Source organism: Pseudonocardia sp. MH-G8 (assembly GCF_002262885.1).
GTDB lineage: Bacteria > Actinomycetota > Actinomycetes > Mycobacteriales > Pseudonocardiaceae > Pseudonocardia.
Window position 1 is genome coordinate 86,695 of record NZ_NKYF01000010.1, and the last position, 25,687, is coordinate 112,381.

Below are 25,687 nucleotides of genomic sequence, written 5' to 3' on the forward strand. Positions count from 1 at the left end.
GGGGCGCGCCGCTGTTCCGAGCGCGTGCTGCTCGCGACGATCGTGCTCGTGGCACCGGGCAGACTGAGGCCCGTGCCGGAACTGCCCGAGGTGGAGAGCGCGCGCCAGGTCCTCATGGGTGCCCTCGACCGCGTGATCCGCGGCGTCGACGACAACGACGAGTGGGTCTGCCGGCCGCACCCGCCGGGCGAGATCGCTCGGGCGCTGGTCGGCGGCCGGCTCGTGGCGGCGCACCGGCGCGGCAAGACCATGTGGTGCGAGACGGCGGCCCGCGACGGCACGCCCGGGCCGCATCTCGGCGTCCACCTGGGCATGGGCGGGCGGCTGGTGGTCAGCGACGGGGACGGCGAGCGGGGTGGCGGGGAGCCCGAACGCCCGGACCGCACGCCCCGCAAGCCCGAGTGGGACCGTTTCACGATCGTTTTCGCCGACGGCGGCACGCTGCGGTTGTTCGACAAGCGGCGGCTGGGCCGCGTCCGCCTCGAGCCGGACCTGTCCGTGCTCGGGCCGGACGCCGAGACGATCGGCCGCGACGAGTTCCGCACGCGCGTGGCACGCAGTGGCGCGCCGGTGAAGGCACGGCTGCTCGACCAGGGCGTGCTGGCCGGGGTGGGCAACCTGCTGGCCGACGAGATCCTCTGGCAGGCCGCCGTCCGGCCCGCCGCGCCCGCCGACGAGCTGGACGGGCCCACCCTCGACCGCCTGCACGCCGCGATGGGCCGGGCCATCGCGAGCGCGATCGCGAACGGCGGGGTGCACACCGGCGAGGTGATCCCGTTCCGGCACGCCGACGCGTCCTGCCCCCGCTGCGGCGCGAGGATGACCCACGGCAAGGTGGGCGGCCGAACGACGTGGTGGTGCGGGAGAGAGCAGGGATAGGGGTTGCCCAGCGGTACGAGCGGCACGTTCGTCCGATAGAGCGGTACGAGGGTGCCGCTCGTCCGGTCAGGGGGCCGGCGGCGCCGCGGAGCGGGCGCGCCACCAGCTCCAACCCGCCACGCACAGCGCCAGCCAGGCGCCGCCGACGAGCCAGCCGGCGAGGACGTCGCTGAACCAGTGCACGCCCAGGTAGATGCGGGTGTAGCCGACGGCGCCGATCCACAGCGCGGCACCGAGCACCATCACGACGCGGTGCGCGGGGGTGCGGCCGGCCCAGGCGAGCACGACGATCGTGCCGATCACGACGATCGCCATCGTGGCGTGCCCGGAGGGCAGCGACTCGTTCCCGGCGTGCACCAGCCGCCCGTCGAGCGGGGGACGGGGCCGGTTCAGCAGCTCCTTGAGCCCGCGGAACGCGGCCGCGCCACCCGCCATGGCGCCGACGGCGAGCACGGCGTCGGCGCGGCGCCCGGCCCGCCAGGACCAGACGCCGACCGCCGTGGCGAGCAGTGCCATCGACACCGTGCTGCCCAGCTCGGTGACGACGACGGCGAGCCCCGTGAGGGTGTCGGTGCGCGACCGGATCGACTCGCCGAGCAGCTCGCCGTCCAGGTGGGCGGGCCCCACCCCGGTGAACGCGGTCCACAGGCCCGCCAGCGCCGCGATCCCCAGCAGGACGGCGACGCCGGCGCCGATCCCCGGGCGTGGTGCGGGGAGGGACGCGGGCCCGCCCAGCCCGGCGGGTGGGGCCTCGTCCCGCCCGTCGTCGTGCAGCTCGCGCACCCGCGCCCTCCTTCGCTGGAACCTCAGGCGGGGCGACCCCGCCATTCCCGGTAGCGGCGCACCAGCGCCGCGGTGGAGGCGTCCAGGCCGGCGGTGTCGGCGGTGTCGGCCGACAGCACCGGGCTGAGCCTGGTGGCGAGCACCTTGCCGAGCTCCACGCCCCACTGGTCGAACGAGTCGACGCCCCAGATCGTGCCCTCCACGAACGTGACGTGCTCGTAGAACGCGATGAGCTGTCCGAGCGTGGACGGCGTGAGCTTCCTCGCGAGGATCGTGGACGAGGGCCGGTTGCCCGGCATCACCTTGTGCGGCACGACGTCGGCGGGCGTGCCCTCGGCGGCGATCTCCTCGGCCGTCTTGCCGAACGCCAGCGCCTGGCTCTGGGCGAACAGGTTCGACATGAACAGGTCGTGCATGTCGCCCTCGCCCTCCACGTCGATCGCGTGGTTGGGCTCGGCGAAACCGATGAAGTCGGCCGGCACGAGGCGGGTGCCCTGGTGCAGCAGCTGGTAGAACGCGTGCTGCCCGTTGGTGCCCGGCTCGCCCCAGAAGATCTCACCCGTCGCCGTGACGACCGGGGAGCCGTCGCCGCGCACGGACTTGCCGTTGCTCTCCATCGTCAGCTGCTGCAGGTAGGCGGGCAGCCGGTGCAGGTACTGGCTGTAGGGGAGCACGGCGTGGGTCTCGGTGCCGTAGAAGTTCGTGTACCAGACGTTGAGCAGGCCGGCGATGACCGGCAGGTTCTCCTCGAGCGGGGCCTTGCGGAAGTGCGAGTCCATCGCGTACATGCCGCCGAGGAACTCCGCGAACTGCTCCTTGCCGATCGCGACCATGAGCGAGAGCCCGATCGCGGAGTCGAGGGAGTAGCGCCCGCCGACCCAGTCCCAGAAGCCGAACATGTTGGCCTCGTCGATGCCGAACGCGCTGACCTCCTTCGCGTTCGTCGACACCGCCACGAAGTGCTTCGCCACGGCCGACTCGTCGCCGAGGCCGTCCACCAGCCACTGCCGGGCCACCTTGGCGTTGGTCAGCGTCTCCAGGGTGCCGAACGTCTTGGAGGAGACGATGAACAGCGTGGTGGCCGGGTCGAGGTCGCGGGTGGCCTCGGTGATGTCGGTCGGGTCGATGTTGGAGACGAACCGCATGGTGAAGGTGCGGTCGGCGTAGGCACGCAGCGCCTCGTAGGCCATCACCGGGCCGAGGTCGGAGCCCCCGATCCCGATGTTGACGACGGCGCGGATCCGCTCGCCGGTGTGCCCGGTCCACGCCCCGGAGCGGACGGCGTCGGTGAACTCGCCCATCCGCCCGAGCACGGTGTGCACGTCGGTGAGCACGTCCTGGCCGTCGACGGCCAGTGCGGTGGCCCGCGGTGCGCGCAGGGCGGTGTGCAGCACCGCGCGGTCCTCGCTGGTGTTGATGTGCGCGCCCGCGAACATCGCCTCGGTGCGTTCGGGCAGGCCTGCGGCCCGCGCGAGGGCGGTGAGCAGCGGCAGCGTGTCGCGGGTGATGCGGTGCTTGGAGTAGTCCAGGACGAGGTCGGCGCCGCTGGCGGTCAGGGCGGTGGCGCGCTCCGGGTCGTCGGCGAACAGCTCACGCAGGTGACGTCCGGAGACGGCGGCGTGGTGCTCGGCGAGCGCGGACCACTCGGGCGTGGCCGTGATGTCGGCCGGGAGGGCGGGGATGTCGGTTGCGGACACGCCGCCATCCTGCCGTCTACGCGCTCGAGACGGCGTCCGGGACGCGCTCGCCGTCGCCGGTCCGTTCCCAGAGGGCGATCCCGCCCAGCAGACCGGAGATGTTCGGCACGAGGGTCCGGTTCGGGCCGAGGGCGTCCGGGTCGAGCTTCTTGGCGTTGCCGCCACCGACGTAGAGGTGGTCGGGCAGCACCATCGCCTCGAAGGCGTCCAGCGCCTCGAGCACCCGCGCCCGCCAGGCGTCCTTGCCGATCTTCTGGCGCTCGTTGTCGCCGCAGGCGACCTCGATGGACGTGCCGCCGAACGTGCCGTGCGACAGCTCCATGTGCGGCAGCAGGGCGCCGTCGTAGAACACCGCGCAGCCGATCCCGGTGCCCAGGGTGACCACCAGCTCCATGCCGTGGCCGGAGATGACCGCGCAGCCCTGCACGTCGGCGTCGTTGGCCACGCGCGTCGGGCGGCCGAACCGCTGCGCGAGCGCGGTCTGCAGGTCGAACCCGGTCCACTGCGCCACCAGTTCCGGGTCCGGAGGCAGCCCCGGTCCGCGCCGCGAGAACGCCGGGACCTCGCGCACCCGGCCGTTGCGGATCGCGCCCGGGAACCCGACGGACACGCGGTCGTGCGCGGGCTGGGTCACGGCGAGCGCGGACAGCTCGGCCAGCAGGACCGGCGGCGTGCACGGGTAGGGCGTCTCGCGGCGCGTGCGGTCGGAGACCACCTCGCCGTCGGGCGCCAGCACGATCGCCTTGAGCCCGGACCCGCCGATGTCGATGGCCAGAGTGCGCGGCCCGGTGTCGTTCTCGTACGCCTGCTCCACGACGCGGGACGGTAACCGTCCGCGCGCGCCCGCGCACCCCTCGCCCTGCTCGTGCTCCTCGCCGCTGCCGCGCGCAGGGTCCTTATCGTGTGGTGGTCGGTCGGCCGGAGGGATGCGCGCGTGTGGTGGAGCGTGGAACAGGTGCTCGCCCTCGCACCCGACCCGGTGGCCGCGGCGGCGGGCCGCGAGCAGGCGGCGCCCGCGCGGTGGAACGAGCCGGGAGCATCCGACGCCGCGGTGTGGGGGGAGTGCCAGGGCAGCGGGAAGCACCCGTACCGGGTGGTGGTGGAGCTCGCCGGGCCGGCGTCCCGGTGCTCGTGCCCCAGCCGCAAGCTCCCCTGCAAGCACGCGCTCGGCCTGCTGCTCCTGCGGGCCCGAGGCGGCGTGCCGGCGGCGGAGGAACCGGAATGGGTGCGCACCGCGCGCACCGAGCGCCGGGCTACGCGCACCGCCGGCGATCCTCCCCGGGATCCCGAGGCCGCCGCGCGGCGGGCCGAGCAGCGCGCCCAGCGCGTCGAGGCGGGCGCGGCCGAGCTGCGGGAGTGGCTGGTCGACCGGATCCGCGGCGGTCTGGGCAGCGCGGCCACCGACGGCGTCGAGGAGCTCCACGGCGTGGCCGCGCGGATGGTCGACGCCCAGGCACCCGGGCTCGCGAGCGGGCTGCGGCGAGCGGCGGGGGGCATCGGGCGGGGTCGCGACTGGCCGGGCCGGCTGCTGTCCGAGCTCGCCCTGCTGCACGTGCTCGCCGAGGCCGGCACCCGGCTCGCGGAGCTGCCCACCGACCTCGCCGCCACCGTCCGCACCCGGCTCGGCTTCCCGGTCGAGACCGCCGACGTGCGCGCGAACGGGGAACGCGTGGCCGACGACTGGCTGGTCGCGGGCATCGCCGACGAGGTGACCGAGCGGCTCACCACCCGGCGCACCTGGCTGCACGGGCAGGCGAGCGGGCGTCCGGCGCTTCTGCTGTCGTTCGCGCCGCCCGGTCAGCCGCTGCCCGGGGTGCTGCCGGTGGGGCACCGCGTGCGCGGTGAGCTGGCCTTCTACCCCGGCGCCGCCCCGCTGCGCGCGCTCGCGGCCGACGTCGACGAGCCCGTCCGCTCGCCACCGCCGGTGGGGGACGGCGTGGGCGCCGCGCTGGCGTCGTTCGCGGCCGCGCTGGCCGGGGATCCCTGGCTGGACCGCTGGCCCCTGCTGCTCGCCGGCGTCGCGCCGGTGCCCGACGGCGACGGCTGGGCGCTGGTCGACGCCGACGGCGCCGCGCTCCCGCTGGCCGCGCGCGTCGACGTGTGGCCGTTGCTCGCGGTGTCGGCGGGTGCCCCCGTGACCGTCGCGGGGGAGTGGACCGTCGGCGGGCTGCGCCCGTTGACGGTCTGGGACCAGGACCGGGCGGTACGGCTGTGAGCGCGTGGGACGACCTGGTCGCCGCCGCCCTGCTGGGTACGCAGCGGCGCCGGCCCGATCCGGGCGCGCTGCCGGCGCCGGTGCGCGCGCTGGCCACCGGTGAAACCGAGGTCGCGCTGCTGCGGGCCGCCGCAGCGCTCGCCAACTACCGGCGCGCCGGGCAGGCACCGGCACGGCCGCAGGTGCGGTTGCCGGTGGCGCCGCGCGACGAGCGCCCGCTCGTCCCGCCGCTCGCGCGCAGGCGGCTGCCGCGGCTGGCCGCCGACCTGCTGCCCGAGTGGCTGACGGCGGTGCACGCGGCGGGCCTGCGGGTTCCGCCAGAGCAGCTGCCCGCGCTGGCCGAGGCGGCGCGGACGCGGGTGGCGCTGCGGGCGCCGCTCGCCGCGGCCGCGGGCGCGGCGGGCAGCTGGCTGGGGGAGCGCAACCCGGCGTGGTCGTTCCTGGCGTCCGCGCCCGCCGGCACCGATGTCTGGGAGTACGGCAACGCGCTGCAGCGCCGCGAGTGGCTCGACCGCACGCTCGAGGAGGACCCGGCCGCCGCTCGGTCCGCGCTGGCGGCCACCTGGGGGAGCGAGCCCGGCGGCGTCCGCGCGGAGTTCCTCGACGTGCTGGGCACGCATCTGGCCGCCGACGACGAGCCGTTCCTGGAGGCGGCCCTGGACGACAGGGCGGGACCGGTGCGCACCGCGGCCGCGGACCTGCTGGCGCGGCTGCCCGGCTCGCGCCTCGCGGCGCGGATGCGTGAACGGGCCACGCGGCTGGTGCGGCCCGACGGTGACGCCCTGGTCGTCACGCTGCCCGACCCCGCCGACGGCGCGGTGCGCCGCGACCTCGGCGGCGACGGCGACCTGCTGCGCGGCGTCGTCGCCGCCACACCGCTGGCCCACTGGGCGCCCCACGGCACCCCTGCGCAGCTGCTCGCGCGGCCCGTCACCGGGGCCGATCCGCGCGTCTTGCGTGCCGGCTGGGTGAGCGCCGCCGGCCGGCAGCGCGACACCGGCTGGGGCGCCGCCGTGCTCGACGCCGCCGGTCCGGACGACGCCGCCGTGGCGGGCGTGGTGGGGCTGCTGCCCGCGCCGCTGCACCGCGCCGCCGTGTCCGCACTGGCCGCGCGGCTCGCCCCGCCGACGATGGCCGCCGCGGTCGCGGGGCTGCCCGGACCCTGGTCGGCGGAGCTGGGCACCGCCGTGCTCGACTGGCTCGCCACGCACCCGGGCAACCGGGTCCTGGGCGGCGCCGCCCGCACCGCGGGCACCCGGGTCCCGCTCGCCTGCACGCGTCACCCGATCGCCACCTCACCCGTCCCGGTCGGGGCCGCCGCGTGGTGGCGCGCGCTCGCCACCACCCTGACCGTCCGCCGCGAGATGCACGAGGAGCTCCGTTGACCGAGGTGACCGAGGTCCTGCGGCCGCACGCCGAGCAGGACCACGCCGAGGAGCTGGCGGCGCTCGCCGCCGCCGACGACCGGCCGCGCCCGCCGTCCTGGAAGCTCTCGCCGTGGGCCGTGGTGACCTACCTGCTCGGCGGCACGGTGGGCGACGGCACCGAGATCACGCCGAAGTACGTCGGCCCCCGGCGGCTGGTCGAGGTGGCGGTCGCCACGCTGGCCACCGACCGCGCGTTGCTGCTGCTCGGCGTGCCCGGCACCGCGAAGACCTGGGTGTCCGAGCACCTCTGCGCCGCGATCAGCGGGGACTCCACGCTGCTCGTGCAGGGCACCGCGGGCACCGCGGAGGAGGCGATCCGCTACGGCTGGAACTACGCGCGCCTGATCGCGGAGGGCCCCAGCAAGGCCGCGCTCGTCGAGAGCCCGGTGCTGCGCGCCATGCGCGACGGGAAGATCGTCCGGCTGGAGGAGCTCACCCGCATCGCCGCCGACGTGCAGGACTCGCTGATCACGGTGCTGTCCGAGAAGACGATGCCGGTGCCGGAGCTGGGCACGGAGGTGCAGGCGCGGCCCGGGTTCAACCTCGTCGCCACCGCGAACAGCCGCGACCGCGGCGTCAACGAGCTCTCCAGCGCCCTGCGCCGCAGGTTCAACACGGTGGTGCTCCCGCTGCCCGACTCCGCCGAGGCCGAGGTGGAGATCGTCACGCGCCGGGTGGCGCAGCTGGGCGCGTCGCTGGAGCTGCCGTCGGAGGTCGCGGGGCTCGCCGAGGTCCGCCGGGTGGTCACGGTGTTCCGGGAGCTGCGCTCCGGGCGCACCGAGGACGGGCGCACCGCGGTGAAGTCGCCGTCCGGCACGCTCTCGACCGCCGAGGCGATCAGCGTGCTCACCGGCGGCCTCGCGCTGGCTGCGCACTTCGGCGACGGCGTGCTCCGGGCCCGGGACGTGGCCGCCGGGATCCTCGGGGCCGTGGTCAAGGACCCGGTGGCCGACCGCGCGGTGTGGGTGGAGTACCTGGAGACGGTCGTGCGCGAGCGCGAGGGGTGGGCGGACTTCTACCGGGCCAGCCAGGAGATCGCCACGTGAGCGAGCTTGCGAGCGAACCATGTCACAGCAGCGGCGCGAAGCGCCGGCCGAGCGTCAGCGAGGCCTTGCGCTGAGCACGCGGCTGTTCGGGGTGCGTCACCACGGTCCCGGCTCCGCGCGTGCGCTGGCCGCGGAGCTGGCGGCGTTCGCCCCGGACATCGTGCTGGTCGAGGGGCCGCCGGAGGCCGACGCGGTGGTGGGCCTGGCCGCCGACCCGGACCTCGAGCCGCCGGTCGCGTTGCTCGCGTGGGCCGTCGACGACGTCTCGCGTGCCGCGTTCTGGCCGTTCGCCGTCTTCAGCCCGGAGTGGCAGGCCATCCGGTACGCCGTCGCGGCCGGTGTGCCCGTGCGGTTCTGCGACCTGCCCGCCGCGCACCAGTTCGCCCTCGGCGGGCGGCCCGGCGGCTCCGGCGACCCGCTCGCGCGCCTGGCCGCCGTCGCCGGCTACGACGACCCCGAGCGCTGGTGGGACGACGCCATCGAGCACCGGCGTGGGGGCGAGCCGGCGTTCGACGTGATCGCCGACGCGATGGGCGCGCTACGGGCCGGAGATCCCCCCGACGAGTACGACGCGCGGCGCGAGGCGTACATGCGCACGGTGCTGCGCCGCACCCGCAAGGAGGGCCACGAGCGGATCGCGGTCGTCTGCGGCGCCTGGCACGTGCCGGCGCTCACCGACCCGCTGCCGCCGGCGTCGCGTGACCAGGCCGTGCTGCGCGGGCTGCCGAAGCGCAAGACGGTGTGCGCGTGGGTGCCGTGGACGCACGGGCGGCTCGCCACGGCGAGCGGCTACGGCGCCGGCGTGACGTCCCCGGGCTGGTACCACCACCTGTTCAGCACCGAGGAGGACGTCACCGCGCGCTGGCTCGCCGCGGTGGCGGGGGTGCTGCGCGCCGAGGACCTGCCCGTGTCCACCGCGCACGTGATCGAGGCGGTGCGCCTGGCCGACGCCCTCGCCGCGCTGCGCGGGCGGTCCTCGGCCGGGCTCGCGGAGGTCACCGAGGCCACGCTCGCCGTGCTGTGCGGCGGCGACGAGGTGCAGCTCGACCTCGTCACCCGCAGGCTGGTGGTCGGCGAGCGGATGGGCGCCCTGCCCGACGACGCCCCGCAGACGCCGCTGGCCGCCGACCTCGCCGCCACCGCCCGGCGGCTGCGCCTGAAACGCGAACCGCAGCCCCGCGAGCTGGACCTGGACCTGCGCACGCCCGGCGGGCTCGACCGTTCGCGGCTGCTGCACCGGCTGTGTCTCCTGGGCATCCCGTGGGGGCGACCCGCCGTGAGCGCCCGGCGCAGCACCGGCACGTTCCGCGAGACCTGGGAGATCGCCTGGCAGCCGGAGTTCGAGGTGGACCTGGTGGCGGCCGGGGTGCACGGCACCACCGTGGCCGGGGCGGCGGCCGCGTGCGTCCGCTCGGCGGTCGCGGACGCGCCGGCGCTCGCCGACGTCACTGCCGCCGTGGAGCGGTGCCTGCTGGCCGACCTGCCCGACGCGCTGCCCGACGCCCTCACCGCGCTGGACGCCCGTGCCGCGGGCGACGCCGACGTCGCGCACCTCATGGCCGCCTTCCCGGCGCTGGCCCGCGCCACCCGCTACGGCAACGTGCGCGGCACCGACACCGGCGCGCTGCAGACGGTGGCCGACCGGGTGCTCGACCGCATCTGCGCGGGCCTGCCGCCGGCCGCGCACGGCATCGACGAGGATGAGGCGGCACGCCTGTCCGGCCTGGTCGACGGGGTGCACGCCGTCACCGGCCTGCTCGGCGCCGCGGCGACCGAGCGCTGGCTCGTGGCGCTGGCGCGGCTCGCGGAGCGGCCCGCGCTGCCGCCGCTGCTGGCCGGCCGCCTGGCCCGGCTGCTCGCCGACACCGACCGCATGGACGTCGACGAGGTCGAACGACGGCTGGCCCGCGCCCTGACCCCCGGCACGCCCGCGGCGCAGGCCGGCGCGTACGTCGAGGGGTTCTTCGCCGGGGGAGCGCTGCTGCTGGTGCACGACGACCGGTTGCTGCGCGTGGTCGACGGCTGGCTCTCCGAGGTGCCCGACACCCAGTTCGACGAGGTGCTGCCGCTGCTGCGGCGCACGTTCGGCGCGTTCGCCGACCCGGAGAAGCAGGCGATCGGGGAGCGGGCCGCCGCGCTCACCGGCGCCGCTCCTGCCGCGCGCGCCGTCACCGACATCGACGAACGGCGCGCGGAGCTGGTGCTGCCGGTGTTCGCGCGGCTGCTGGGGGTGCACTCGTGAGTGACGACGAGCGGCTGCGGCGCTGGCGGCTGGTGCTGGGCGCCGGCGCGGACGACACCGCCGACGGGACCGGGGCGGGCCTCGGCCAGGACGACCGCAAGCTCGACGCCGCGCTCGGCGCCCTCTACGACGGCGACGGCGCGGGCGAGTCCGGCCCCCGCACGGGCGGCCTGGGCGGGTCCGCGCCGCAGGTCGCGCGCTGGCTCGGCGACATCCGCGAGTACTTCCCCACACCGGTGGTGCAGGTGATGCAGCGCGACGCCGTCGAGCGCCTGGGCCTGCACAGCATGCTGCTCGAACCCGAGCTACTGGCCGCCGTCGAACCCGACGTCCACCTAGTGAGCACGCTCCTGTCGCTGCGCGGGGTGCTGCCGGAGCAGACGAAGGAGACCGCCCGGGCGGTGGTGCGCACGGTCGTCGCGGAGCTGGAGCGGCGCCTCGCCGACCGGATGCGCTCCGCGGTCACGGGGGCGCTGGACCGCTCCGTGCGCACCCGCAGGCCCCGCCCCGGCGACATCGACCTGGCCCGCACCATCCGGGCCAACCTGCAGCACTTCTCCCCGGACCTGGGCACCATCGTGGCGGAGCGGCTGATCGGGCACGGCAGGCGCCGCGGCAGCGTGGAACGCGACGTGGTGCTCGCGGTCGACCAGTCGGGGTCGATGGCCGAGTCGGTGGTCTACGCCGGGCTGTTCGGCGCGGTGCTCGCGTCGATGCGGACGCTGCGCACCCACTTCGTCGCGTTCGACACCGCGGTCGTCGACCTCACCGACGAGCTCGGCGACCCCGTCGAGCTGCTGTTCGGCACGCGGCTGGGTGGCGGCACCGACATCAACCGGGCGATCGCCTACTGCCAGAGCCTCATCACCCGGCCCACCGACACCCTCCTGGTGTTGATCAGCGACCTGTACGAGGGCGGCGACCGCGCCGAGCTGCTGCACCGCGTGGCCGCGCTCACCCGCGCCGGGGTGCAGGTGGTGGCGCTGCTGGCGCTGTCCGACTCGGGCGCGCCCGCCTACGACCACGACACCGCGGCCGCGCTGTCCGAGCTGGGGGTGCCCGCCTTCGCGTGCACACCCGAGCTGTTCCCGGACCTGATGGCCGCGGCGGTCCGGGGCGAGGACCTCACCCAGTGGGTCACGGGGTCGTAGCCACCGGTGCCATGGGGATCTCCCAGAACTCGGCGTAGTGGCTGCTGTGGCCCAACAGCTCGTCGTGCGTGCCTTCCTCCACGATCCGGCCGCCGTCGAGGAAGGCCACGCGATCGGCGCGGTGGACGGTCCGCAGCCGGTGCGCCACCATCACCACGGTCCGGCCCGCCAGCAGGCGCTCGACACCGTCGTGGACCGCCGCCTCGTTCACCGGGTCCAGTGCCGAGGTCACCTCGTCCAGCAGCACGACGGGCGCGTCCTTCAGCAGCGCTCGCGCGATCGAGACGCGCTGGCGCTCGCCACCGGAGAGCAGCGCGCCGCCCTCGCCGACGTTCGTCGCCCACCCGCCGGGCAGCCGCTCGATCACCTCGTCCAGCCCGGCTGCGGTCGCCGCCGCCCGTACCTGCGCGTCGTCGGCGTCGGGACGGCCGAGGCGCACGTTCTCCTCGATCGTGCCGTCGAAGAGGTAGACGTTCTGGAAGACGATGGCGATCCCCGCCATCAACGCCTCGGTGTCCATGTCGCGCACGTCCACGCCGCCCACACGCACCGCGCCCGCGTCCACGTCGTAGAACCGTGCGAGCAGTTGCAGCAGCGTGCTCTTGCCCGCGCCCGACGGCCCGACGACGGCGAGCCGCTGCCCCTGCGGCACGGACAACGTCAGGTCCTCGAGCACCGTGCGGTCGCCATGGGCGAACGTGACCGCGTCGAACTCCAGGTCATGGCGTTGCGGCGTGACCGGCTCGCGCGGTTGCGGCAACGGCTCGGTGCTCAGCACCGCATCGAGGCGCTCCAGCTCCGAGCGCGCGGCCCGCAGCTGCCCGCCCATCTCCGCCAGCTTCAGCAGCGGATCGGCGCACCGGGCGGCCAGCACCAGGATCGTCAGCACCTGCGCGGCGCCGATGTGCCCGCCGAGCGCGAGGTAGGCGCCCAGTACCAGCAGAACGGTGAACACCGCCTGCACCGTGGCGCTCATCCCCACGACACCGGGCAGCGCCGAGCGCATCGACCGGCGTGACGCGCGCTGGACCTCGCGCAGCGAGTGGTCGAGCACGGCGAACCGCTCTCCGGTCCGGCCGCCCGCCCGCAGCACCGGCTGCGCCTGGAGGTACTCGATGGTCCGCCCGGTGGCCTCGCGGGCGCGCTCGGCGCCCGCGGCATCGGCGGCGGCCATCGCGCGCCCCGTCCACACGTGGACCGCGACCACGACCGGCGCGGCGAGCAACGCGGCCAGCCCCATCTGCCAGTGGAACGCCAGCATCACGGCGACGATCACCAGCGGGGTCACGCACGCGGCGATGAGCGGCGCCAGCAGGTGCGCCATCACGCTCAGCGCCTGCAGGAGCCCGCGGCCGGCCAACACGGACACGTCCCCCACGCGATCGGCGCTGTACCAGCCGAGGGGCAACCGCGTCAGGTGGTCGCCGAGCCCGTGGTACATGCCCCGCAGCATCGTCGTCCCGACGCGGAAACCCGCCAGATCGCTGAGGTAGCGCAGCACTGCGAAGACCGCGACCGCTGATCCGAACGCGATCAACCACGGCCACGCGTCCGCCGGCGTTGCACCGAACAGCGCCTGCAGCACCGGCACGACGAGCGCGTACGACAGGCCCTCGACGATCGCGGTCGTCGTCATCAGGGCGACCGTGCGACGGATCGGCGTGGCGTACCCCTGTCCCAGCACGCGGAGCACCAAGGTGATCACTAGAGCTCACTTCCTGCGCCGAGCGCCGATCGGTGGGTTCGCCAGAACTCGGCGAACTTCGCGTTGTGTTCCCGCAGCTCGGCCGGGCTGCCGCGCTCGACGATCACTCCGTTCTCCAGCACGACCACGGTGTCGGCGTCGGCGATCGTCTCCATCCGGTGCGCGATCACGAGGACCGTCCGATCACCGCCCACGGTCGCCATGGTCTGGCGCACCGCTGTCTCGGTCTGGGGGTCGGCGAAGGCGGTGGCCTCGTCGAGCACCAGCACGGGGGTGCGGGCGAGCAGGGCGCGGGCGATCGCCACGCGCTGGGCCTCGCCACCGGACAGCGTGGCGTCATCACCGAGCACCGTGTCGTACCCGTCCGGCAGCTCGAGGATCCGCTCGTGGATGTTCGCCAGCGTCGCGGCGTGGACCACCTCGTCGACGTCGGCGTGGGGCACCGCGAGTGCGATGTTGTCGGCGACCGACGCCCGCAGCAGGCGGACGTCCTGGAAGACGAAGGACACCTGCCGGTAGAGCTCGTCGCTGCCGATCTCGCGCAGGTCGACACCGCCGAGCGAGATCGAACCGTGCGTCGGGTCGAAGAACCGCGGCAGCAGCTGCACCAGCGTGGACTTCCCGCTACCCGACGGCCCGACGATCGCGGTGACCGTGCCCGGCTCGAGCACCAGGTCGATCCCGCGCAGCACCTCGTTCTCGGGCTCGTAGCCGAACCGGACGTTGCGCAGCTCCACCCGGTGGCCCTGCGGCACGAGCGGCTTCGCGGGCTGTGGCAGCGACGGCACCGCGAGCACGTCCGTGATCCGCCCGACCGCGCGCCGGGCCGCCTGCATGTCGTCGAAACCGTGCCCGATCGCCGCCAGCGGAGCGGTGAGACCCAGACCGAGCAGCAGGAACGGAACGAGGTCCGCCGCGGCCATCCCACCACTCGTGATCAGGACGGCGCCACCGACCAGCACGACCAGCAGGACGAACGGCGGCGACAGTGCGAGCTGCATTCCCGCCGCGATCGGCGACATGCGGAGCACGAACCGCAGGAAGATGCGCACGAAGTCGTCGACGGCGGTGCGGAACGTGCGGTGCGTGCGCTCGGAGCCGCCGAAAGCCTTGATCACCGAGATGCCCTGGACGAACTCGACGGCCGAATCCGCGATCCGCCCCATGGCCTCGTCGAAGGCGTGCTGCTCGCGCGTCACCGACGGGGTCATGAACAGCGGCACCAACGCCACGGCCAGCACCACCGGAACAAGGGTGATCAGCGTGAGCCGCCAGTCGACGGTGCACAGGTAGACCAGTGACACCAGCGGCACCACGAACGCGGATACGAGCTCGGACGGCGTGTGGGCGATGAACGGGTGCACGGCACTCACGTCCTCGCCGACCACCTTCGCCAGCTCGCCGGTCCGGCGCCGGGAGAACCAGCCGATCGGCACGCGTCCCAGCCGCGCGGCCAACGCTCGTCGGAACGACAGCTGCACGTGGGTGTCCAGGAGGTGTCCGACCCCCGACGACGCCGCGGTGAACAGCAGCCGGACGAGCAGGCCGGCGGCGCCCGCGATCACGACGAACCAGACGTGGCGGTGGTCGATCGGGCCGGGCGACAGCAGGGCGCGACCCAGCTCGACGACCGCGAGCGGCGGTGCCAGACCCGCGACAGCGCCGATGACCTGCAGGATCACCACGGCGGCGAAACTCCACCGATACGGGCGCAACAGCCCGGCGATGCCCTGATCGGTAGCGGTCATCGCGCTCCCACCGCCGCCACGCCCGGCGCGACGGCCGCGGTCCGGCGGATTCCGGGATGGACGAACGCGAAGACGGCCAGCGCGGCCAGCAGTGCCGTGCCGAGGAGGTAGGGGGCGGAGGGGGCGATCTCGTACAGGCCGGTGCCCAGCAGCGGGCCGAGCATGAAGGCGAGGGCGCCGGCGGAGCCGACCAGCCCGGCCACGGCGCCCTGCTCCTCCTGCGTGGCCAGGAGGGTCGGCCCGGACATGAAGCCCGGCACCCCGAACCCCATGCCCGCCCCGAGCACGGCGGTGCCGGCGCCCAGCAGGAGCACGTCGGACGCAGCGGTCACGACGACCATCCCGGCCGTCATGACGACCGTTCCCACCCGGAGCAGGCGCACCGGTGTCCAGCCCAGGCGCGGCACGGCCACGACCTGCACGAGGATGATCATGCCTGCAGCGGCGAGCATGACCAGGCCGGTGAGCCGCCCGGTCTCCTGCGCGGTGAGCGCCAGCCGGTCCTGCAGCAGGAACCCGACGGTCATCAGGACGATCGCGAGGGCCAGGTACAGGCCGAAGCCGGCGGTCAGGAAGGGCCACATGCGGCGGTCCAGCGGGCTGACCCCGACCGTGCCGGGGCGCACCCGGTGGGCCTGCGGCTTCGGCAGCTTGATCGCGATCAGGACGGCGATCACGGCCAGGACGACCGGCGCGACGTAGAGCGGGGCCAGCAGGCCGGCCGCGACCAGCACGCCGCCCAGCGCGGGCCCGACGGCCAGCGCGAGGCCCTGAGCAGCCCCGATCATGGACATGCCCCGCACCCGCTCGCTCGCGCCGGAGGTCATGCCGACCACGTAGGACTGGGCGGTCGCCGGCGCCGCGGCCCACGCGAGACCGAACACGAGACCCCGGCTGAGCAGGACCAACGTGAACAGCAGCGGCACGGCGAGCGCGCCCGTCAGCCCGATCTGGGCGACGACCGCGAACGCCAGCAGGCCGACCGTCCCGCCCACGAGCGAGATCAGCAGAACCCGCCGGTGGCCCCAGGACACGCTGCGACGGCCCCAGAACGGGCTGGTCAGCACGACGCCCGCGCCGCCCACCGCGTAGACGATCCCCAGCATGATCTCGCTGAACCCGAGTTCGCGTGCGAGTGGCGGAAGGATCGGGTTCACCATCTGCTGACCCGCCATCAGGCCGAACACCGCCAGGCACGGGAGCAGGATCGCGCGCCCGCCACCGGTCTCCGTCGTCGTGCTCACGGCAGTTCCCGGGTTCGCACGGCGGAGTACGTCGACGGGTCGTCGGGCACGGGCAGTGCGGGAAAGCGAAAAGCCCTCGCGGCATTCCGCCGTTGCGATCTCATGGGCCCAGCATCACGCGACGGCGTCACCGGGGTCTTGGACGAATGTTCGGGCGCCCTCAGCCCGTCAGGGTGGGATCGTCGAGGAGCCAGGCGGGCTCGTCGGTCCAGGACGGATCCGCGCGGAGTTCGCCGGGAGTCGCGGCGGCGAGGTCGAGGAAATCGCGGTTGAGGTGCGATTGGTCGGCGTAACCGGAGACGGCGGCGACGGCTGCCAGATCGACGCCGGCGCTGATCAGGCGGAGGGCGCGATCGAACCGGACGATCCTGGTGGCGCGTTTGGGGCTGACACCCACCTGGTTCTTGAAGCGGCTCCAGAACCGGGTACGGCTCCAGCCGTAGTCACGTGCCAGATCGGCGACGCAGACCTGCCCGCCGCTTCGGCGGATGCGCCGCCACGCGTCGGCGACTTCCGGATCCCCCGTGCGGTTCTCGCGACAACGCTGCATGAGGCTCTCGTGGACCAGCGCGAAGCGGCGTTCCCAACCTCGGGTCTCGACGAGCCGGGACCGGAGCCGTTGCGCGTCCGCTCCCCAGACCTCGTCCAGCGCGATCGGCGACTCGTCGAGCTCGACCGGCGACACGCCGAGGACGGCCGCTGCCACCAGAGGCGACAGCTGCACCTCGATGCCCTCGATGTCGGATCCTCGAACCTGACCCACCTGCGGCGTCATCCCCGCGACCAACCCGCTCGCCTTCTCGGTCAGCCCGCTCGACTGCAACGAGTCGGAAGTGCAGTGGAAGATGATCTTGCACGACGGCAGGGGGAGGACCCTCGTGCGGAACGAGGCACCCAACCGGAAGCCGTGCGTCCACATGCCCTCGAGCGGTGGCTGCCGGGACGGGAACGCCAGCTGGACCTGATCGGCCACGACCGCCACACTACGTTGCTCGCATGCGTGCTCTGGTGCTCTCCGACTTCTGGAAGCTGACCGTCGACGACCTGCCCGACCCGGAGCCCGGCCCCGGCGACGTCCTGATCGAGGTGCTGGCCACCGGGATCTGCGGCTCCGACATCCACGGCTACACGGGGGAGAACGGGCGGCGCATCCGCGGCCAGGTCATGGGCCACGAGACGGTCGGGCGGGTGCTCGCCGTGGGCACCGAGGCCGGCGACGCGGTCGCGGTCGGCGACGCCGTCACCGTCAACCCGGTCCTGTGGTGCGGGCGGTGCCGGCAGTGCGCCGCCGGGCGGGAGCAGGCGTGCCCGGACAAGCAGGTCGTCGGCGTGACGCCCACGCTCACGTCGGCCTTCGCCGAGCGGATGGCGGTGCCCGCGCGCAACGCGGTGCGCCTGCCCGACGGGATGCCCGTCGAGCACGGCGCGCTCGTCGAGCCGCTCGCCGTCGGTTACCACGCGCTGGTCCGGGGCGGGTGCGGTGCGGGCGACGCCGTCCTCGTGCTCGGCGGCGGGCCGATCGGGCAGGCCTGCGTGCTGGCCGCGCAGCGCCTGGGCGCCGAGCGGGTGGTCGTGTCCGAGCCCGCCGCGCAGCGCCGGGAGCTCAACGCGCGCCTCGGCGCCGCCACGGTCGATCCGACCGGCACCGACGACGTCCCCGCCGCGGTGCGCACCGCGCTGGACGGTGATCCCACGCTCGTGGTCGACGCCGTCGGCAGCGCGCGCACCCTCGAGACGGCGTTCGCCGCCGCGCCGATCGGCACCACCGTCGTCCTGGTCGGGATGGGCGCGCCCACGCTGGAGCTCGCCGCGTACGAGATCTCGACGAAGGAGCGCTCGATCGTCGGGAGCTTCTGCTACAGCGCCGCCGAGTTCCGCGACACCGCGCAGTGGGCCGCCACCGCGCCCGACGCCCTGGACGCCCTGATCGAGGGCCGCACCGACCTGGCGGGCGGGGCGGGGGCCTTCGAGGCGCTCGCCAGGGGTACCGACCCGGCCAGCAAGGTACTGGTCTTTCCGCAGGGGGTGGGCCGGTGAAGATCGTCGGGTACGAGCTGTTCCTCGTCGAGCCGCGGTGGCTGTTCCTGCGCCTCGACACCGACGAGGGCGTCAGCGGCTGGGGCGAGCCGATCGTCGAGGGCCGGGCCGCCACCACGGCGCGCGGCGTCGAGGAGGCGATGGAGTACCTCGTCGGCCAGGACGCGAGCCGCATCGAGGACCACTGGCAGGTCCTCACCAAGGGCGGCTTCTACCGCGGCGGGCCGGTGCTCGGCTCCGTCACCGCCGGCATCGACCAGGCCCTGTGGGACATCGCAGGCCGGGCACTGGGCGTGCCGGTGCACCAGTTGCTCGGGGGCCCGGTGCGCGACCGGGCCCGCGTGTACGGCTGGGTGCACGGCAGCGAGCCCGCCGAGCTGGCCGAGGCGGCGCGGGCCCAGGTGGAGCGCGGCCTCACCGCCGTGAAGATGAACCCGTCCGAGCTGCTCGCCCCGCTGGACACCCCGGCCGCCATCCAGCGCGTCGTGGACCGGGTGGCGGCGGTGCGCGACGCCGTCGGCTCCCAGGTCGACGTGGCCATCGACTGCCACGGGCGGTTCTCCACCGCGATGTCGCGGCGCGTGCTGCCGCTGCTGGAGCCGCTGCAGCCGCTGTTCGTCGAGGAACCGGTGCTGCCCGAGCACACCCGTGACCTGGACGCCGTGGTCCGGTCCACGACGATCCCGGTCGCCACCGGCGAGCGCCTGTTCTCCCGGTGGGACTTCCGGGCCGCCTTCGAGGCGGGCATCGCCGTGGCCCAGCCGGACGTGAGCCACGCGGGCGGGATCTCCGAGACGCGCCGCATCGCCGCGATGGCCGAGGTCCACGACGTCCTGCTCGCCCCGCACTGCCCGCTGGGCCCGATCGCGCTCGCCGCGAGCCTGCAGGTCGACTTCGCGACCCCGAACTTCCTGATCCAGGAGCAGTCGCTCGGGATCGGCTACGGCGACGACACCGGATTGCTCGGCTACCTGGTCGACTCCGCCCCGTTCACGTTCGTCGACGGTTCCATCGAGCGGCCCACCGGACCCGGACTCGGTATCGAGGTGGACGAGGCCGCCGTCCGGCGGGCCGCCGAGCGCGGGCACGACTGGCGCACGCCGCTGTGGCGTCACGCGGACGGGTCGCTCGCGGCCTGGTAGCGGAAGCGGATCGCCGCGCCGGGTCACAGCTTGATCACGATAAACGGTTGCTCACGCGGGGCTACCGGACGAGTACGTGCAGTTGCACGTTCACCTCGTTTTCACAGCACAGTTCGTCGCGCGCAACCGTTCGGCCGTCGCGGCAATCCGCTGACCAGCCGTGATCGGTCGCTTCCGTCGGGTTAACTGCCCTCACTCCACGAGGCAGTTCGATCACACACCGTTCCGGAGGCCCATCCGATGAACCGACCGCTCCCCATGCCCGCGCGTGACTGGGCGCTGCTGTTCGCGCGCGTCCTCCTCGGGGTGATCATGTTCGCCCACGGCTACCAGAAGATGGTGATCAACGGCATCGGCCGCACCACCGAGGGCTTCGAGAACCTGAGCATCCCCCTCGCGATCATCTCGGCGTCCTTCGTCACGGTGGTCGAGTTCGCCGGCAGCGTGCTGCTGATCCTGGGCGCGCTCACCCCGGTGATCTGCGGGTTGCAGCTGTTCATCATGATCGGGGCCGCGGTGTTCGTGCACGGCGCGAACGGCATCTTCATCTCCAACGGCGGGTGGGAGCTCGTCGGCGTGATCGGCGCAGGCATGATCGCGATCGCTGCCGCCGGTCCGGGGCGCTTCAGCATCGACCACTTCGTCCGCGGCCGGCAGGCGCAGCACCGGCGCGACATGGAGCGGATCGCCGCACCGCAGCCGCACCCGTCGCCCGCGCTCACCCCGTCAGCCCATGTCCTGGGTGTGCGTCGCTGAGCCACCGTCGTCGCCAGATGGGGCCGTCCGTCGCGGGCGGCCCCATGGCACGTGGTGGAACAGCAGGTTCAGCGCGAACGCCACGATCGCGCACGACGTGATCGACGAGCCGATCACGATCTGCAGGTTGCCCGGCACCTGCGCGTAGAACGTCGGGGCCACCACCGGCAGCATCCCGACGCCGAGCGAGATGGCCACGATCATCAGGTTGTCGCTTCCCTCGAAGCGCACCTTGTGCAGGGTCCGGATGCCCACGGCCGTCACCGTCGCGAACATCACCAGGCCTGCGCCGCCGACCACGGGTCCCGGCAGGGAGGCCACCACCTCGCCGGCCTTCGGCACCAGCCCCAGCAGCAGCAGCGCCGCGCCCGCGACGGCGGGGACGTAGCGGCTGCGCACGCCGGTGAGCTGCACCAGCCCCACGTTCTGGGCGAAGATCGTGTCCGGGAACGAGTTGAACACGCCGCCGAGCACCCCGGACAGGCCGTCCGCGGCCAGCCCGCGCGCGATCCGCTTCGGCGGGAGGTCCTCGCCGGTCATCTCGCCGACGGCGAGCATGTCGGCCGTCGACTCCGCGAAGATCACGAGCATCACCACGCACATCGAGACGACCCCGGCCACCGGGAACTCCGGCGGACCGAACAGGAACGGCGCGGTCATCCCGAACCACGGTGCGCCCGCCACGCCCGAGAAATCGGTGAGGCCCAGCGGGATCGCGACGAGCGCCCCGACCAGCAGGCCGGTGAGCACCGCGATCTGGCCGACGAAACCGCGCACGAACCGGGTGATCAGCACGATCAGCACGACGATGCCGCCGGCGAGCGCGAGGCCCGTGAGGTCGCCGTAGTCGGGCGCCGCGGGGTCCTCGCCCGCGATGAGGCCGGCCGCCGCCGAGATCAGGGACAGCCCGATGATCGTGATCACGCTTCCCGTCACGACCGGCGGGAAGAACCGGATGATCGAGGAGAACGGCACTGCGATCAGGACGCCGAAGATCCCGGACGCGATCATCGAGCCGTAGACGCCGGGCAGGCCGAAGTTCTGACCGATCAGGATCATCGGCGTGACGGCGGCGAACGTCGCGCCGGTGACCACCGGCAGCCGCACGCCGAGGATCTTCCCCACGCCGAGGGTCTGCAGCAGCGTGATGACCCCGGCCACGACGAGGTCGGCGTTCACCAGCAGGCCGATCGTGCGCGTGTCGAGCCCGAGCGCGCTGCCGACGATGAGCGGCACCGCCACGCAGCCTGCGTACATCACGAGCACGTGCTGCAGGCCCAGCACGAGCAGCCGGCCGGGCGGCGGCACCTCGTCGACGGCGCTGCGGGCCGGCTTCCCGGATGTCTCGGTCATGAGCGGAACTTAGTGTCCGGAGCCGTCGGTCCGGCACCGGTCGGCGACGGCGATCGTGCCGCGGGTCGCATCCAAGATCGCTACTTCGGCGCGTTCCCGGGCGGATTCGACCCGTTTTCGCGCCGACTCGACGATCATGGGGTGGTGGAGGCCCCTGTTCGTATCATCGTCGGCCGGAGGAGGTGCCCATGCTGCGCCACGTCACGGTCACCCGGTACGTCACCCCGCTCCGCGAGGGCGGGTCGCTGCCCGGGCTGATGGAGGCCGACGACCTCGGCACCTACGTCGTCAAGTTCACCGGCGCGGGGCAGGGGCACAAGGTGCTCGTCGCGGAGATCGTCACCGGTGAGCTCGCCCGCCGGCTGGGCCTGCCGGTGCCCGAGCTGGTCACCGTGGAGCTCGACCCGGCGCTGGGCGCCGCGGAGCCCGACCAGGAGGTGCAGGAGCTGCTGAGGGCCAGCCCGGGGCTCAACCTCGGCATGGACTTCCTGCCCGGTGCCCTCGAGCTCGACCCCGTGGCGTTCGGGGTCGACCCGGCGTTCGCCGGGCGCGTGCTCTGGTTCGACGCGCTCGTCGGCAACGTCGACCGGTCGTGGCGCAACACCAACATGCTGTTCTGGCACGGCTCGCCCTACCTCATCGACCACGGCGCCACGCTGACGTTCCAGCACGCCTGGTCCGGGGCGCACGCCTGGGCGCAGCGCTCCTACGACGCGGCCGACCACGTCCTGCTGGGCTGCGCGCCCGACCTCGACGCCGCGGACGTGGCGCTCGCCCCGCTGGTGACGGCGGAGGTGGTGCGGGCAGCCGCCGACGCGGTGCCCGACGCGTGGCTCGCCGACGAGCCCGGCTTCGCCGATCCCGACGAGGTGCGCGCGGCGTTCGTCACGCAGGTGCTCGCCCGCCGCGACGCCCGGGAGGCCTGGTTGCCGGGCGTGCGCGCCGCCGTCGCCGCACGTGCCGCGTCCGGCGCGCCACCGGCCACCCGCACGGCCACCCGCCCGTTCTGGGTGCGCACGTGACCGCCCGGCATCCGTTCGAGTACGCGTTGCTGCGCGTCGTCCCGCGGATCGAGCGGGGCGAGGCGTTCAACGCGGGCATCGTGCTCTACAGCCGGCCCGTCGACTATCTCGGCGCGCGTGTGCACCTCGACGCGCGGCGCCTGCACGCGTTGGACCCGGACGCCGACGCCGACGTGATCGACGCCGCCCTGCAGGCCGTGCAGGCGCACTGCGCGGAGGGACCCACCGAGGCCCGGCGCGCCGGGCCGGCCGGCGAGGAGGACCGGGGCCGCCGGTTCCGCAGGCTCACGGCCCCGCGCAGCACGATCGTCCAGGCCGGCCCGGTGCACACCGGCCTGACGGCGGACCCGCAGGCCGATCTGGACCGCCTGCTCGCGGCCCTGGTGCTCCCACTGGCGGCCGCGCGTCGGCTTTGATGGGGGGATGACCGACGCCGTTCCGCCCCGCCCCCTGACCGACTGGCTGCGCCGCGAGGTACCGCAGGTCCCGGTCGGCGACGAGCCGGTACCGGTCGAACGGATCTCCGGTGGCCACTCCAACCTCACCTACCGCATCACCGACGCGGCGGGGGGCCTGTGGGCACTACGACGGCCGCCGACCGGGATGGTGCTGGCCACCGCCCACGACATGGGCCGCGAATGGCGGTTCATCACCGCGCTCGCGCCGACCCCCGTGCCCGTGGCCCCGCCGGTGGCGTTCTGCGCGGATCCGGACGTGATCGGCGCGGAGTTCTACCTCATGGAGTTCGTGGACGGCGAGGTGCTCAACGACGAGGAGTCCGGCCAACGGCTCGCCGACGGGCCGGCGCGCCGTACCGCGGGCCTGCACGCCGTGGACGTGCTCGCCGACCTGCACGCCGTGGATCCCGACACCGTCGGCCTCGGCGACCTGCGCCGTCCCGGCAACTACCTGGAACGCCAGCTGCGCCGCTGGCACCGGCAGGTGCACGAGTCCGCGGTGCCCGACCTGTCCGCGGTGGACGCCGCGCACGCGCGGCTCGTCGAGCGGTCGGCCGCGCTCGCGCCGGCGGAGTCGCGCATCGCGCACGGCGACTACCGCCTCGGCAACCTCGCCGTCGGCCCGGACGGGCGCGTGCGCGCCGTCTTCGACTGGGAACTCGCCGCGATCGGCGACCCGCTCGCCGACCTCGGCTGGCTGCTCGCGTCGTGGGGACGGCCCGGCGACCGGGTCGCGGCCACCATCTCCGCCCCGAGCCTGGCTCCCGGTTACGCCGAGCGGGACGAGCTGGTGGCCCGCTACGTCGAGCGCTCCGGCCGCGACCTCGCCACCCTGCAGGCCGACCTCGACGTCTACGTCGCCTTCGCCCGCTGGCGCATGGCCTGCATCGGCGCGGGCGTCTACAGCCGCTACGCCGGCGGCGTGATGGGTACGGCGGAGGCCGACGCCGGTGCGTCCCGCCTGGAGGCGGTGCAGAGCCAGGCCGAGGCGGCACTCACGGCCCTGGGCGGCTGACAACCTGCTGGTGCGGCGGCCCGGGTCGTGCAGCGGCCGGCCTGCGACCAGCCCGCCCACGCTCGCCGTCGACGGGCGCGAATCAGGGGCGTGGCCGGACACGGGGGTGCGAAGCCTCCTTCTTCGCCGACGCCCCCGTCGACGGGGTGCGCGGCGCGAATTCGGGGCCGTGACGGGGCATGAGGTGCACGAGCCACGCGACTGGCTGTGGTGCCGTTCCCGAACCCCTCCGATGTCTCGCCGGATCGGGCCGTCGCATGCAGGATGGTGATCGCTGCGAGAAGTACCGGACGTCGCCGCGACAGCACCCACGCGCTTCTCGGACCGACCACCAGGCCGTGATCGGTCCGAGAAGTACGGCTAGGCGTCCACCGCGGCGGGGGAGAGGTGCACGGGCATCGCGTGGTAGCCGCGCAGTACGCGCGTGGGGCGGCGGCGCGGCGGGCCGGCGAGCGCGAGGTCGGGGAAGCGGTCGAACAGCGCCCGCAGGCCGACCTCGCCCTCCATCCGGGCCAGCGCGGCGCCGAGGCAGAAGTGCGGGCCGCTGGAGAAGGCGAGGTGCTCGCCCGCGTTCTCGCGCGTGACGTCGAAACGGTCCGGGTCGGTGAAGACGGCCGGGTCGCGGTTGGCGGCGCCGAGCAGCACGACGACGACCCGGCCGGCCCGGACGCGCTCGCCCGCCACCTCCGTGTCGCGATGGGCGATGCGCCCGGTGCGCTGCACGGGGGAATCCACGCGCAGCACCTCGTCGACGGCGCGCGGCCAGCGCTGCGGCTCGTCGCGCAGCAGCGCGAGCTGGTCGGGGTGGGCGCAGAGCTGCGCGACGCCGTTGCCGATGAGGTTGACCGTGGTCTCGAACCCGGCGGCGAGCAGCAGCATCGCGATGCTGGCGAGCTCGTCCTCGGACAGGCTCCCCTCGCCGTCGTGCTGGTGCACGAGCGCGGAGAGGATGTTCTCCCCCGGATTGCGGCGCAGGTGTGCGAAGTGGCCGGTCATCCACTCCTGCAACGCCGCGATGTCGCGCTCGGAGCGACGGAACTGCGAGAACGTCAGGCCTGCGTCCAGCGACAGCGCCGCGCCCTCGCCCCACTCCAGGAACTGGCGGCGCATCTCCACGGGCGCGCCGAGCATCTCGGCGATCACGGTGGCGGGTAGCAGGCTCGCGTAGTCGGCGATCACGTCCGCGCCTGCGCCGTTGCCGGCCATGGTGTCCAGCAGGTCGGCGGCGATCTCCTCGGTGCGCGTCCGCAGCGCCGCCACCGCCCGCGCGCTGAACGCCCTCGTCACGAGCTTGCGGTAGCGCGTGTGGTCGGGCGGGTCGGTGGACAGCATGGACGGCGGCTCCACCGGGCCGAGCGGGCCGCGCCCGGCCGCGCGCACGGCGAAGCGCAACGCCGCGGGCGCGCGTCCCGACGGGCCGCCGACGACGCCGAAGTCCGGGCTGCGCAGGACCGCGGTGGTGAGGTCGTGGTGGGCGGTGTTGAGCACGACCGTGTTGTCCACCAGGCGACCCTGCGCGCGGACCGTGGCGTAGTGCGGGAACGGGTCGGCGATCGTGGCGGGGTCGAGCATGAGTCGGGCGGTGAGGTCACCGGCCTGCATGCGCTTCCCGACGGCGCGGCGGACGAGCCCGTGCCGCAGCCCCCACCGGATGGCCCGTCGGACCTCGTCGACCACAGCCGTTCCCATCGCGTGCCTCCCGCTCGCCCTGCGCGCGAGGTTACCGGCGGTAACTCGATGTTGGCCACCCTCGCCGTCCGTCGGGTA

General features: G+C 74.3%; 21 protein-coding genes. 12 read left to right on the forward strand and 9 right to left on the reverse strand.

Going from position 1 to position 25,687, the window contains the following annotated elements; all coding sequences use genetic code 11:
* The first annotated feature begins 72 nt into the window (after positions 1-72).
* Positions 73-879, forward strand: a complete 807-nt coding sequence (locus tag CFP66_RS22945; protein ID WP_094927355.1) for a DNA-formamidopyrimidine glycosylase family protein — start codon at positions 73-75, stop codon at positions 877-879.
* Positions 880-945: 66 nt separating this feature from the next.
* On the opposite strand, the gene CFP66_RS22950 is transcribed toward CFP66_RS22945, so the two are convergent.
* From CFP66_RS22950 to CFP66_RS22960, 3 genes are read right to left on the reverse strand one after another with little or no spacing between them, the layout of a single operon-like run.
* Positions 946-1,662, reverse strand: a complete 717-nt coding sequence (locus CFP66_RS22950; protein ID WP_158228176.1) for a phosphatase PAP2 family protein — start codon at positions 1,660-1,662, stop codon at positions 946-948.
* 23 nt (positions 1,663-1,685) lie between these two features.
* Positions 1,686-3,359, reverse strand: coding sequence for a glucose-6-phosphate isomerase (gene pgi, locus CFP66_RS22955; protein ID WP_233159633.1), 1,674 nt, complete (start codon positions 3,357-3,359; stop codon positions 1,686-1,688).
* 16 nt (positions 3,360-3,375) lie between these two features.
* Positions 3,376-4,173: an ROK family protein gene (locus CFP66_RS22960; protein WP_094927203.1), complete on the reverse strand. Its 798-nt coding sequence runs from the start codon at positions 4,171-4,173 to the stop codon at positions 3,376-3,378.
* Positions 4,174-4,293: 120 nt separating this feature from the next.
* Here CFP66_RS22960 and CFP66_RS22965 point away from each other — a divergent pair, with 120 nt between their 5' ends.
* Genes CFP66_RS22965 through CFP66_RS22985 form a run of 5 tightly spaced genes read left to right on the forward strand, consistent with a single transcriptional unit; the run spans position 4,294 to position 11,440 of the window.
* Positions 4,294-5,574, forward strand: a complete 1,281-nt coding sequence (locus tag CFP66_RS22965; protein WP_233159634.1) for an SWIM zinc finger family protein — start codon at positions 4,294-4,296, stop codon at positions 5,572-5,574.
* A complete protein-coding gene (locus CFP66_RS22970; protein ID WP_094927204.1) occupies positions 5,571-6,959 on the forward strand; it encodes a DUF5691 domain-containing protein in 1,389 nt (462 codons plus the stop codon). The genes CFP66_RS22965 and CFP66_RS22970 overlap by 4 nt, the downstream gene beginning before the upstream one ends.
* A gap of 5 nt (positions 6,960-6,964) precedes the next feature.
* Entirely contained in the window at positions 6,965-8,047 is a 1,083-nt protein-coding gene (locus CFP66_RS22975) for an AAA family ATPase (protein ID WP_198961627.1), read from the forward strand.
* A 19-nt stretch (positions 8,048-8,066) separates the two neighbouring features.
* Positions 8,067-10,289: a DUF5682 family protein gene (locus CFP66_RS22980; protein ID WP_233159635.1), complete on the forward strand. Its 2,223-nt coding sequence runs from the start codon at positions 8,067-8,069 to the stop codon at positions 10,287-10,289.
* The gene (locus CFP66_RS22985) at positions 10,286-11,440 is read left to right on the forward strand and encodes a VWA domain-containing protein (protein ID WP_094927206.1); all 1,155 of its coding nucleotides are present in this window, start codon (positions 10,286-10,288) and stop codon (positions 11,438-11,440) included. The genes CFP66_RS22980 and CFP66_RS22985 overlap by 4 nt, the downstream gene beginning before the upstream one ends.
* Here CFP66_RS22985 and CFP66_RS22990 read toward each other — a convergent pair.
* From CFP66_RS22990 to CFP66_RS23005, 4 genes are all read right to left on the reverse strand, one after another.
* The gene (locus tag CFP66_RS22990) at positions 11,427-13,076 is read right to left on the reverse strand and encodes an ABC transporter ATP-binding protein (protein WP_233159636.1); all 1,650 of its coding nucleotides are present in this window, start codon (positions 13,074-13,076) and stop codon (positions 11,427-11,429) included. The genes CFP66_RS22985 and CFP66_RS22990 overlap by 14 nt on opposite strands.
* 68 nt (positions 13,077-13,144) lie before the next feature.
* Positions 13,145-14,893 (reverse strand): ABC transporter ATP-binding protein, encoded by a 1,749-nt coding sequence (locus tag CFP66_RS22995; RefSeq protein ID WP_094927208.1) that lies wholly within the window; start codon positions 14,891-14,893, stop codon positions 13,145-13,147.
* Positions 14,890-16,137, reverse strand: coding sequence for an MFS transporter (locus CFP66_RS23000; protein ID WP_094927209.1), 1,248 nt, complete (start codon positions 16,135-16,137; stop codon positions 14,890-14,892). Before CFP66_RS23000 ends, CFP66_RS22995 begins: the two co-directional genes overlap by 4 nt.
* 160 nt (positions 16,138-16,297) lie before the next feature.
* On the reverse strand, positions 16,298-16,912 hold the full coding sequence (locus tag CFP66_RS23005) for an AraC family transcriptional regulator (RefSeq protein ID WP_158228177.1): 615 nt from the start codon (positions 16,910-16,912) through the stop codon (positions 16,298-16,300).
* Positions 16,913-17,133: 221 nt separating this feature from the next.
* On the opposite strand from CFP66_RS23005, the gene CFP66_RS23010 reads away from it, so the two are divergent.
* The 3 genes from CFP66_RS23010 to CFP66_RS23020 all read left to right on the forward strand — a co-directional run bounded on the left by CFP66_RS23010 (position 17,134) and on the right by CFP66_RS23020 (position 20,072).
* Positions 17,134-18,174 (forward strand): zinc-binding dehydrogenase, encoded by a 1,041-nt coding sequence (locus tag CFP66_RS23010; protein WP_094927211.1) that lies wholly within the window; start codon positions 17,134-17,136, stop codon positions 18,172-18,174.
* Complete coding sequence (gene dgoD / locus CFP66_RS23015) at positions 18,171-19,316, forward strand: galactonate dehydratase (protein ID WP_094927212.1); 1,146 nt, start codon at positions 18,171-18,173, stop codon at positions 19,314-19,316. The genes CFP66_RS23010 and dgoD overlap by 4 nt, the downstream gene beginning before the upstream one ends.
* 240 nt (positions 19,317-19,556) lie before the next feature.
* Positions 19,557-20,072 (forward strand): DoxX family protein, encoded by a 516-nt coding sequence (locus tag CFP66_RS23020; protein ID WP_198961614.1) that lies wholly within the window; start codon positions 19,557-19,559, stop codon positions 20,070-20,072.
* Here the strand turns inward: CFP66_RS23020 and CFP66_RS23025 are convergent.
* Complete coding sequence (locus CFP66_RS23025) at positions 20,043-21,425, reverse strand: nucleobase:cation symporter-2 family protein (protein WP_094927213.1); 1,383 nt, start codon at positions 21,423-21,425, stop codon at positions 20,043-20,045. The two genes, CFP66_RS23020 and CFP66_RS23025, sit on opposite strands and share 30 nt — an antisense overlap.
* A gap of 188 nt (positions 21,426-21,613) precedes the next feature.
* On the opposite strand from CFP66_RS23025, the gene CFP66_RS23030 reads away from it, so the two are divergent.
* From CFP66_RS23030 to CFP66_RS23040, 3 genes are read left to right on the forward strand one after another with little or no spacing between them, the layout of a single operon-like run.
* Positions 21,614-22,447, forward strand: coding sequence for a HipA family kinase (locus CFP66_RS23030; RefSeq protein WP_233159637.1), 834 nt, complete (start codon positions 21,614-21,616; stop codon positions 22,445-22,447).
* A complete protein-coding gene (locus tag CFP66_RS23035; RefSeq protein ID WP_094927214.1) occupies positions 22,444-22,863 on the forward strand; it encodes a DUF3037 domain-containing protein in 420 nt (139 codons plus the stop codon). The genes CFP66_RS23030 and CFP66_RS23035 overlap by 4 nt, the downstream gene beginning before the upstream one ends.
* Positions 22,864-22,870: 7 nt before the next feature.
* Positions 22,871-23,920: a phosphotransferase family protein gene (locus tag CFP66_RS23040; protein ID WP_094927215.1), complete on the forward strand. Its 1,050-nt coding sequence runs from the start codon at positions 22,871-22,873 to the stop codon at positions 23,918-23,920.
* A 360-nt stretch (positions 23,921-24,280) separates the two neighbouring features.
* Here CFP66_RS23040 and CFP66_RS23045 read toward each other — a convergent pair whose 3' ends face one another.
* Positions 24,281-25,609: a cytochrome P450 gene (locus CFP66_RS23045; RefSeq protein ID WP_094927216.1), complete on the reverse strand. Its 1,329-nt coding sequence runs from the start codon at positions 25,607-25,609 to the stop codon at positions 24,281-24,283.
* Positions 25,610-25,687: the final 78 nt, after the last annotated feature.

Coding starts and splice junctions, on each gene's coding strand:
- CFP66_RS23045 (WP_094927216.1), bottom strand. CDS start 25,609: ATGGGAACGGCTGTGGTCGACGAGGTCCGACGGGCCATCCGGTGGGGG.
- CFP66_RS22995 (WP_094927208.1), bottom strand. CDS start 14,893: ATGACCGCTACCGATCAGGGCATCGCCGGGCTGTTGCGCCCGTATCGG.
- CFP66_RS23025 (WP_094927213.1), bottom strand. CDS start 21,425: ATGACCGAGACATCCGGGAAGCCGGCCCGCAGCGCCGTCGACGAGGTG.
- CFP66_RS23030 (WP_233159637.1), top strand. CDS start 21,614: ATGCTGCGCCACGTCACGGTCACCCGGTACGTCACCCCGCTCCGCGAG.
- CFP66_RS22990 (WP_233159636.1), bottom strand. CDS start 13,076: ATGACGACGACCGCGATCGTCGAGGGCCTGTCGTACGCGCTCGTCGTG.
- CFP66_RS23010 (WP_094927211.1), top strand. CDS start 17,134: ATGCGTGCTCTGGTGCTCTCCGACTTCTGGAAGCTGACCGTCGACGAC.
- CFP66_RS22980 (WP_233159635.1), top strand. CDS start 8,067: ATGTCACAGCAGCGGCGCGAAGCGCCGGCCGAGCGTCAGCGAGGCCTT.
- CFP66_RS23020 (WP_198961614.1), top strand. CDS start 19,557: ATGAACCGACCGCTCCCCATGCCCGCGCGTGACTGGGCGCTGCTGTTC.
- CFP66_RS23040 (WP_094927215.1), top strand. CDS start 22,871: ATGACCGACGCCGTTCCGCCCCGCCCCCTGACCGACTGGCTGCGCCGC.
- CFP66_RS23005 (WP_158228177.1), bottom strand. CDS start 16,912: ATGACGCCGCAGGTGGGTCAGGTTCGAGGATCCGACATCGAGGGCATC.